10 protein-coding genes are annotated in these 8,987 nt (G+C 73.1%); 7 read left to right on the forward strand and 3 right to left on the reverse strand.

What is annotated here, in order from left to right; genetic code table 11:
- The coding region (locus tag AB0C29_RS21115) for a GGDEF domain-containing protein (protein ID WP_360822520.1) at positions 1 to 1,446 on the forward strand (1,446 nt) is incomplete at its 5' end.
- Here AB0C29_RS21115 and AB0C29_RS21120 read toward each other — a convergent pair.
- Entirely contained in the window at positions 1,447 to 2,181 is a 735-nt protein-coding gene (locus AB0C29_RS21120) for an SDR family oxidoreductase (protein WP_360822522.1), read from the reverse strand.
- A gap of 79 nt (positions 2,182 to 2,260) precedes the next feature.
- On the opposite strand from AB0C29_RS21120, the gene AB0C29_RS21125 reads away from it, so the two are divergent.
- A complete protein-coding gene (locus AB0C29_RS21125) occupies positions 2,261 to 3,154 on the forward strand; it encodes a LysR family transcriptional regulator (protein ID WP_360822536.1) in 894 nt (297 codons plus the stop codon).
- Here the strand turns inward: AB0C29_RS21125 and AB0C29_RS21130 are convergent.
- Complete coding sequence (locus AB0C29_RS21130; RefSeq protein ID WP_360822524.1) at positions 3,097 to 3,432, reverse strand: helix-turn-helix domain-containing protein; 336 nt, start codon at positions 3,430 to 3,432, stop codon at positions 3,097 to 3,099. The two genes, AB0C29_RS21125 and AB0C29_RS21130, sit on opposite strands and share 58 nt — an antisense overlap.
- A gap of 55 nt (positions 3,433 to 3,487) precedes the next feature.
- On the opposite strand from AB0C29_RS21130, the gene AB0C29_RS21135 reads away from it, so the two are divergent.
- Positions 3,488 to 3,952 carry a group II truncated hemoglobin gene (locus AB0C29_RS21135; RefSeq protein WP_360822526.1) on the forward strand — a complete coding sequence of 155 codons (465 nt, stop codon included), beginning with the start codon at positions 3,488 to 3,490 and terminating at the stop codon, positions 3,950 to 3,952.
- A gap of 35 nt (positions 3,953 to 3,987) precedes the next feature.
- Positions 3,988 to 4,932 carry a pyridoxal-phosphate dependent enzyme gene (locus AB0C29_RS21140; protein WP_360822528.1) on the forward strand — a complete coding sequence of 315 codons (945 nt, stop codon included), beginning with the start codon at positions 3,988 to 3,990 and terminating at the stop codon, positions 4,930 to 4,932.
- A gap of 94 nt (positions 4,933 to 5,026) precedes the next feature.
- On the opposite strand, the gene AB0C29_RS21145 is transcribed toward AB0C29_RS21140, so the two are convergent.
- Positions 5,027 to 6,235 carry a DUF349 domain-containing protein gene (locus AB0C29_RS21145; protein WP_360822530.1) on the reverse strand — a complete coding sequence of 403 codons (1,209 nt, stop codon included), beginning with the start codon at positions 6,233 to 6,235 and terminating at the stop codon, positions 5,027 to 5,029.
- A gap of 178 nt (positions 6,236 to 6,413) precedes the next feature.
- On the opposite strand from AB0C29_RS21145, the gene miaA reads away from it, so the two are divergent.
- The 3 genes from miaA to AB0C29_RS21160 are packed head-to-tail and all read left to right on the forward strand — an operon-like array spanning position 6,414 to position 8,946.
- A complete protein-coding gene (gene miaA, locus AB0C29_RS21150) occupies positions 6,414 to 7,325 on the forward strand; it encodes a tRNA (adenosine(37)-N6)-dimethylallyltransferase MiaA (RefSeq protein WP_360822538.1) in 912 nt (303 codons plus the stop codon).
- A gap of 8 nt (positions 7,326 to 7,333) precedes the next feature.
- The gene (dapF, locus tag AB0C29_RS21155; protein WP_360822532.1) at positions 7,334 to 8,176 is read left to right on the forward strand and encodes a diaminopimelate epimerase; all 843 of its coding nucleotides are present in this window, start codon (positions 7,334 to 7,336) and stop codon (positions 8,174 to 8,176) included.
- The gene (locus AB0C29_RS21160) at positions 8,176 to 8,946 is read left to right on the forward strand and encodes a glycerophosphodiester phosphodiesterase family protein (protein WP_360822534.1); all 771 of its coding nucleotides are present in this window, start codon (positions 8,176 to 8,178) and stop codon (positions 8,944 to 8,946) included. The genes dapF and AB0C29_RS21160 overlap by 1 nt, the downstream gene beginning before the upstream one ends.
- Positions 8,947 to 8,987 lie beyond the last annotated feature (41 nt).

Genomic DNA, 8,987 nt, shown 5'->3' on the forward strand with positions numbered 1-8,987 from the left:
GCCGTGCTTCTGCGCTGGTACGCCGTGCTCTCCTTCGCCCTGGTGGCGGGGAATCCGGTGCTGTCGTACGACGCCCGCACGGTCCCGTTCCTGCTGGTCACCCTGGGCGCCATCCCGGCGGTGCTGATCGGGGCCCGGCGCAGCCCGCGCACCGCCCGGCTGCCCTGGTGGTTGCTGCTGGCCGGCCTGGTGGTGTTCAACCTCGGCAACTGCGCCTGGCTCTGGGTGGTCTACGCGCAGGGACGGATCAGCGGTGACGGCTCCCCGGCGGACGCGTTGTTCAGCCTGGCCAACCTGCTCATGTTCGCCGGGGCGATGGTCGTGGTGTTGCGGCGCGGCCGGCGGGACATCGGCGGTGTCATCGACTCGGCCATCACCGCGCTGGCTCTCGGCGGCCTGCTCTGGGACACCGTACTGCTGCCGCAGCTGACCGCCACCGACGTGCCGATGGGCCGGCAGGGCGCGCTGTTCGTCAACGTGCTGGTGATGGCCGGCACGCTCGGCGCACTCCTACGGGTCTCCCTGGTGGCCGGCGGCCGGCTGCCCGCCCTGTGGATGCTGGCCGCGGGTATGGCGGCGGGGCTGGTCGGCAACGTCGCCGCGGCGATGACCATCGATCCGGTCAGCGGCGTCCGGGCCGACTGGACCAACATGCCGTTCCTGGTGGCGTACGCCCTGCTCGGTTGCGCGGCCCTGCACCCCTCGTCGGCGCTGATCCTGCAGCCGGGCCGACCGCCGGACGACGACCTGTCGGCGACCCGGCTGGCCTTTCTGGGCATCATGACGGCCCTGATCCCCGTGGTCGGCGGCGGCCGGGTGGTGTTCGGCCTGGAGAGCGACGGGCTGCTCATCGCGGTCGGGTCGGCCGCGGTGATCCCGCTGGTCATGATCCGGATCGCGCGGCTGGCCGGTCAGCGCCGCCGGGCCGAGCGGGCGCTGCGCCGGATGGCCACCCACGACGCCCTGACCGGCCTGCCGAACCGGGCGGCCTGCCTGGAACGGCTCGAGACCGACCTGGCCGACCTGCGCACCGGCCACCCGGCCGGGCTGGCCGTGCTCTTCACCGACCTCGACGGCTTCAAACCGGTCAACGACCGGCTCGGCCACGCGGCCGGCGACGAGCTGCTGATCGCGGTGGCCGGCCGGCTGCGCGGCTGCGTACGCGAGCAGGACCTGGTCAGCCGGTTCGGCGGGGACGAGTTCGTGGTGGTGTGCCGCGACACCGATCCCCGGGCCGCCGTGGACGCGATCTGCGCCCGGATCCGCGAGATGGTCGAGCAGCCGCTGACCGTGGGCGGCGAGTCCGTCCGGATCGGCCTGAGCGTCGGCGTGGCCTTCGCCGGCCCGGCCGCCACCACCGACGACCTGATCGGCCGGGCCGACCTCGCCATGTACGCCGCCAAGCAGTCCAAGTCGATCGGCACCCTCAGCCTCGCGCTGGCCTGATCACCAGGGCACCGGCCCCTCCTCGTCGAAGAAGCCACCGGTCGGTCCGTCCGCCCCCAGCGTCGCGAGCCGGACCACGATCGCCGCGCCCTGCTGCGGCGTACGGGGCGCCCGGTGGTCGGTGAAGTCGGTGGCCACCCAGCCGGGATCCGCCGCGTTCACCAGCACCCCGTCCTTGGCCAGCTCCTTCGCGTACTGCACGGTCAGCGAGTTGAGGGCGGTCTTGGACGGCACGTACGCGGCACTCGGCGGCATCTGCGCCAGCAGCCCGTCCGGGTCGCTCATCGCGGCCAGCGAGCCGACGCCGCTGGACATGTTGACGATGCGGGGAGCGCCGGACCGGCGTAGCAGCGGCAGCATCGCGTTGGTCACGGTCAGTACGCCGATGACGTTGACGTCGAACACCGCGCGGAACACCGCCGGGTCGACGCTGCTCGGTGCCTGCGTGAGGCCGCCGCTGATGCCCGCGTTGTTCACCAGCACGTCGAGCCGGCCGAACCGCTCCTCGACGGTCGCGGCCGCCGCCCGGGCCGTCGCCGGGGCGGTCACGTCGAGAGCGATCGGGTGCACGTCGTCATGGCCCGCCTCCCGCAGCGCCGCGACAGCTCGCTCCCGGCGCTGCTCGTCGCGGGCGCCCAGGAACACTGTCATGCCGCGCTCCGCGAGCTGCGCGACGATCTCGTAGCCGATGCCTTTGTTCGCCCCGGTCACCAGGGCGATGGTCTGTTCCGTCATGCCTCCAGCGGACCATTGCGGCCCGGTGCGCGGGAATGACCGATGGGGTCTCGGGCGATACCGTGGCGGTATGGAGCGGCTGGAGACGCGCGAGCTGTCGTACTTCGTCGCGGTGGCCGAGGAGCTGCACTTCGGCCGGGCGGCGCAGCGCCTGGGCATCGCCCAGCCCCCGTTGTCGCGCGCGATCAAGCAGCTCGAGCGCCGGTTGGGCGTGGTGCTCTTCGAGCGCGACAGCCGACAGGTGACGCTCACCGAGGCCGGCGCGGTGTTCCTGCACGAGGGCCGCAAGGCGCTGGACGCGGTCGCGGCCTCGGTGCGCCGCACCCAGCGCGCCGGTCAGCCGGTCCGCAAGCTGGTGCTGGTGATGAAGCCGAACACCGACGGCGGTCTGCTGGGCGACATCCTGGCCGCCTACGCGTCCGAGCCGGAGTCGGTCGGGGTCGAGGTGCTGATGTGCGGGATCGGCGAGCAGGCGGGGCTGCTGCGCGAGGGACAGGCCGACGCCGCGCTGCTGCATCACCCGTTCGACGACACCAGCGGCTTCGACGTCGAGGAGCTTCGGGTCGAGGGTCAGGTGGCGGTCGTGCCGCGCGGGCACCGGCTGGCCGGGCGCGGCAGCATCCGGCTCGCCGACCTGGCCGGTGAGGTGCTGCCCCGCTGGCCCGGCATGCCCGCGGACGCCCCTACCGGCCCGGTGGTGCACGAGGCCGCCCAGCTGCTCCAGCTCATCGCCCTCGGGCAGACGATCGCCGTGCTGCCCGAGTCGGCCGGTGACGAGCTGCGCAGCGAGCTCGTCTGCGTGCCGGTCAGCGACGCCGTCCCGATCGTGTCGATGCTGGCCTGGCCCGAGCGCAGCACCTCACGGTCGCTGGCCGCGTTCGTCCGGGTGGCGGCCGACCTCGCCGCCAAGCACCGTCAGAGCGAGTCCACCTTCGCGCCGGTGCGCCCGGCCCGGTCCACACCCCAGTCGTAGAGCGCCTGCAGCACCGGCGCCAGGGTGCGGCCCTCGTCGGTCAGGTCGTATTCCACGTGCGGCGGCACGGTGCCCAGGTCACGCCGGGTGATCAGGCCGTCGGCCTCCAGCTCGCGCAGGCGCTGGCTGAGCATCTTCTCGCTGATGCCCGGCGTGCGGCGGCGCAGCTCACCGTAGCGGTGCACACCCTCCTTGAGATGGGAGAGCAGCACCGTGCGCCAGCGGCCGCCGATCACGTCGACGGTCAGCTCGACCGGGCAGGAGTAGCGCTTGGGCACGCACCATTATGTGCGTTCTTGTGGCCGGTTGCGGGCCCGTGGTGGGCTGGGCGCCATGGCTGAGACACCGACGCTCTACGAGTGGGCCGGCGGCACCGACGCGTTCGTCCGGCTGACCAAGGCTTTCTATGCCCGGGTCACCGACGACGAACTGCTCGGGCCGCTCTTCGCCCGGATGGACCCCGAGCACTTCCGGTACGTCGCCCTGTGGCTGGCCGAGGTCTTCGGCGGACCGGCCGTCTACACCGAGGAGCACGGCGGCTACTCGCACATGGTGGCCAAGCATCTCGGCATGGCGATCACCGAACCGCAGCGGCGCCGCTGGATCGAGCTGATCCAGGACGCCGCCGACGAGGCCGGGCTGCCCGACGACCCGGAGTTCCGGGCGGCCTTCCTGGGCTACCTGGAGTGGGGGACCCGGCTGGCCAAGCAGAATTCCCAGCCCGGGGCCGACGTCGTGCCGCAGGCGCCGGTGCCGCACTGGGGCTGGGGAGTGGCGCCGCCGTACCTGCCGGGCTGAGCGATATCGGTTGCCGCGGCCGCGATGATGGTCGGATGTTCAGCTTCGCCGACGTCACCAGAGCCCGGTCCGTGGTCCACCAGCACCTGCCGCCGACGCCTGCCCGTTCCTACCCCGCGCTCGACGCGGCGGTGGGTGCTTCCGTCCTGGTCAAGCACGAGAATCTGCAACCGGTCGGGGCGTTCAAGGTACGCGGCGGGCTGACGCTGCTCGCCGCCATGTCGGAGCAGGACCGGTCCCGTGGCACGGTCAGCTACTCCACCGGCAACCACGCGCGGTCTCTGGCGTACGCCAGCCGGGCCTACGGCGCGCCGTGCACCGTGGTGATGCCGGCGACGGCCGCTCCGGCCAAGGCGAAGGCCATCGAGGAGCTGGACGCGCAGGTCGTCCTGCACGGCGACGACCTGGAGGCGGCCCAGCACCACGCCGAGAAGCTGGCCGAGCGGTCCGGCGCGCGGCTGGTCAGCCCGGGCGACACCCCGGAGCTGCTCGCCGGGGTGGGCACGCTCTACCTGGAGATCTTCGAGGCCCATCCGGACCTGGAGGCGATCCTGGTCCCGGTCGGCAGCGGTACGGGCGCGAGCGCCGCCACGGTGGTCGCCCGCGAGCTGGCCCCCGGCTGCCGGGTCATCGGCGTGCAGTCAACCGAGTCGCGGGCCGCGCACGACTCGTGGCGGTCCGGTGAGCTGGCGAAGCGCCCGAACCGTACCCGGGTCGCCGGGCTGGCCACCGGTCGCGGCTACGCCCTGCCGCAGAGTGTCATGCGAGCCGGCCTGGCCGACTTCCTCCTCGTCACCGACGACGAGATCGCCGCGGCGCAGCGCCTGCTTGCCACGACGGCGGACACCGTCGCGGAGGGCGCAGGCGCGGCCGCCCTGGCCGGCCTGTTGAGCCGCCGGGACCTGTTCGAGGGCACCCGCGTGGCAATCGTCTGCACCGGCGGCAACGCCGACGAGGCGGAGCTGGCGATGCTGGGCTGAGCGCACCAGGAGCATCCAGCAAGAGTCCCGCCGGTCAGCCCGGATCACAGTGATCTGCTGGCGGCGGGACTCTGTGCGCGTACCGGAAAAGGTTTTATCCGGCTTGTTCGGCGAGGGAGAGGAACTGGCGCTTGGACGCCAGGGCCTGCTCGGCCTCCTTGATCCGCTTGGCGTCGCCCGCGGCCTGGGCCCGGGCCAGCCGCTGCTCGGCCTCCGCGACCTGCTCACGCATCTGCTGGAGCAGCGGGTTGTCCTGCGGCGTGGTCTTGCGCCACGCCGAGTCCATCGCGACCCGGATGCGTTCCTCGGCGGCCCGCCAGCGGCGGTCCAGCGACGCGGTCGACTCGCGGGGCACCCGGCCGGCGTCGTGCCAGGCCGCCTGGGCGTCCCGGAGCTTGTTCTGGGCGCCGCGCGGGTCCGCGTCGACGTCCAGCGCCTCGATCTCGGCCAGGATGGCCTGCTTCTTCTCCAGGTTGCCCTTGTATTCGGCGTCGCGGGCCGAGAAGACCTCGCTGCGCCGGGTGAAGAAGGCGTCCTGGGCGGCCCGGAAGCGTTCCCAGAGGCGCTGCTCGGCCTCCTTGGCGGCGCGGGGAGCGGCCTTCCAGTCGTTCATCAGGTCCTTGAGCCGGTTGGCCGTGGTGGACCACTCGGTCGACTCGGCCAGGCTCTCGGCCTCCTTGACCAGCTCTTCCTTGGCGGTCTGGGCCTGCTTGCGCTGACCGTCCAGGGTGGCGAAGTGCGCCCCGCGGCGGCGGGTGAAGCCGTCCCGGGCGGCCGCGAAGCGCTTCCACAGCTCGCCGTCGGTCTTCTTGTCGACGCCGCGGATGGTCTTCCACTCGTCGAGGATCTCCTTGAGCCGGTCGCCCGCGCTCTTCCACCCGGTCGACTCGGCGGCGATCGTCTCCGCCTCCTCGACCAGGGCGGTCTTGCGCGCCAGGGCTTCGCCCCGGGCCACCTCGCGGGCGGCCTTGGCCTCGCCGGCCTTCTCCTCGGCGACCGCGGTCAGCCGGTCGAGGCGGGCGGCGAGCCCGTCGATGTCGCCGACGACGTGTGCCTCGCCGAGGCTCGCCCGGATCCGCTTCACGCTGGTCAGCGAGTGTGCGGCGTCCGCGGCGCCGGACTTGAGCCGGGCCTCGATGAGGTCGACCTCGGTCACCAGATCCGCGAACCGCCGGGCGAAGTGGGCCAGGCCCTCCTCGGGTGTGCCCGCCTGCCACGAGCCGACCACGCGGTCGCCCTCGGCCGTCTTCACATACACGGTGCCGTCGGCATCCACGCGCCCGAAGGCCGTCCAGTCGTTCATGAGCCCACCCTCGTTCTCCCGGCTGCACGGGCCTCGCTGCCCGCGACCGCCGCCATAGCGCAGTCGAATGCCATCATTCCATCGGCATTCTTTCTCGCGCATTGTCACAGGTCCAACCCGGTTCCGGGGAAGCGCCCGCGAACGACCGTGACCAGCCCGTTACGGTGGCTCCGTGCCATTGCTCCCAGGTTCGCCGGTGATCGCGGTCGTCGGGCCCACCGCGGCCGGGAAATCCGCCCTCAGCATCGCGCTGGCCCACGCCCTCGGCGGCGAGGTGGTCAACGCCGACTCGATGCAGCTCTACCGCGGGATGGACATCGGCACTGCCAAACTGACCGTTGACGAGCGGGAAGGCGTCCCGCACCACGTGCTGGACGTCTGGGACGTGCGTGAGCCGGCGAGTGTCGCGGCCTACCAGGAGCTGGCCCGCTCGGCCGTCGACGGCATCCTCGCCCGGGGCCGAGTGCCGCTGCTCGTGGGCGGCTCCGGGCTGTACGTCCGGGCTGTTCTGGAAGAGTTCGAATTTCCCGGCACGGATCCCGCCATTCGGGAGCGGCTGGAGCGGGAGCTCGCCGCGGTGGGACCGGCGCCGCTGTACGAGCGGCTGCGGACGCTGGACGAGCCGGCCGCCACCAAGATCCTTCCGTCCAACGGGCGGCGCATCGTCCGGGCCCTCGAGGTGATCGAGCTGACCGGCGCGCCCTTCACCGCCTCGCTGCCGGCACCGACGCCGCACTACCCGTCGGTGCAGCTCGGTGTCGACCGCGAGGCTTCGTCGCTGGATCAGCGGATCGCCGACCGGGTCGACCTGATGTGGGCGGCCGGCCTGCTCGACGAGGTACGCGGGCTCGACGGGCTGCGCGAGGGCCGCACGGCGAGCCGGGCCCTGGGCTACCAGCAGGCGCTGGCCCAGCTCGACGGCGAGTTCACCCAGGAGCAGGCGGTCGAGGAGACGGTCCGGGCCACCCGGCGCTTCGTGCGCCGCCAGCGCTCGTGGTTCCGCCGCGACCCGCGGATCACCTGGCTCGACGGCGCGTCACCGACCCTGACGGAGGACGCGTTGGCGGCCTGCGCGGCGGCTGCGCGATGATGGACCGCGTGTTGTTCACCAAGGGCCATGGCACCGGCAACGATTTCGTCATCCTCGGCGACCCGGACGGGGCGCTGGAGCTGACCCCTGCGCTGGTCGCGGCGCTCTGCGACCGGCACCGCGGCATCGGCGCCGACGGCGTGCTGCGCGTCGTGCGCAGCGCCAAGCACCCCGACGGCGCGGGTTTCGCCGCCGACGCCGAGTGGTTCATGGACTACTGGAACGCCGACGGCTCGCTGGCCGAGATGTGCGGCAACGGCGTCCGCGTCTTCACCCGCTACCTGCTGGCCAACGGCCTGGCCACGCCCGGCCCGGAGGGCCTGCCGGTGGCGACGCGGGCCGGCGTCGTGCGCGCGGCGGTCGAGGCGGACATCATCTCCGTCCACATGGGCGCCCCCAAGGTGTACGCGGCCAGCACGGCCACCGTCGGTCCGCTGACCTTCCCCGGCGTCGCCGTGAACTGCGGCAACCCGCACCTGGTCTGCGGCCTGCACGACAGCCTGCCGCTCTCCTCGCTGGACCTGCACGTGCCGCCCGGCTTCGACCCGGCGCTGTTCCCGTCCGGGGTGAACGTGGAGTTCACCACCCCGGGCACCCCGGTGGAGGGCGCCGACCTGCACGTGCACATGCGGGTCTACGAACGCGGCTCGGCCGAGACGCTGTCCTGCGGTTCCGGGGCTCTCGCGGTCGGCGCGGTGGCACTGCGCGACGCCGGGCTGAGTGAGGGCGTCGTGGCGGTGGACCTGCCGGGTGGCCGGCTGACCGTGACCCGCCGCGGTGACTCCTGGTGGCTGGCGGGCCCGGCCGTGCTGGTCGCCACGGGCGAGGTGGACCCGGCGGCCCTCGTCTGATGGCGGGGCTGCACCGGGTGGCGCACCGGGGCTATTCGGCCGTCGCGCCCGAGAACACCCTGCCCGCCCTGGCCGCCGGGGTCCTCGCCGGCGCGACGCTCATCGAGTTCGACGTGCGGACCACGGCCGACGGCGTGCCCGTGGTGATCCACGACCGCACGGTGGACCGCACCACGGGCGGCACCGGCCACGTCTGGGAGCTGACCCTGGAAGAGATCTCGGGGCTGGACGCGGGCTCCTGGTTCTCCCCGGCGTACGCGGGGATCCGGATCCCGCTGCTGCGTGAGGTGATCGACCTGCTGCGTCCGTACGCGGTGGGGGTCACCCCGGACGCCGCACCGCCGATCGAGCTGCTGCTGGAGATCAAGCCGCCGGCCACCCCGGAGCAGGTGAAGGTCATCCTGGGGCAGGTCACGGAGGCCGGCCTGCTGGACCGCACGGTGGTGCAGAGCTTCGACCCGGAGGTCGTCCGGCTGGCCGGCGAGGTCGCCCCCGACGTACGCCTCGGCCTGCTGCGGCACGGCTTCGACGGCGAACAGCTGCGGGTCGCCCAGGAGTTGCGCCTGAGCTACGTGAACCCGAGTCTGCGCGCGGTGCTGGCCGACCCGCCGACGGTCGCCGCGCTCGCCGAGGCGGGCGTCGGGGTCATGCCCTGGACGCCGAACGACATGTCGCTCTGGCCCGCCCTGGTCGATGCCGGGGTCGCCGGCCTGATCAACGACCGCACCGGCGAGCTGACCGGCTGGATGGTCGCCCGCGGCCTGGCCTGACCCGTCCGCGGGGGCCGGCGGGTGGCCGGGGCGCGCTGGGG

The sequence above is a fragment of the Actinoplanes sp. NPDC048791 genome, from assembly GCF_040650095.1.
Lineage (GTDB): Bacteria > Actinomycetota > Actinomycetes > Mycobacteriales > Micromonosporaceae > Actinoplanes.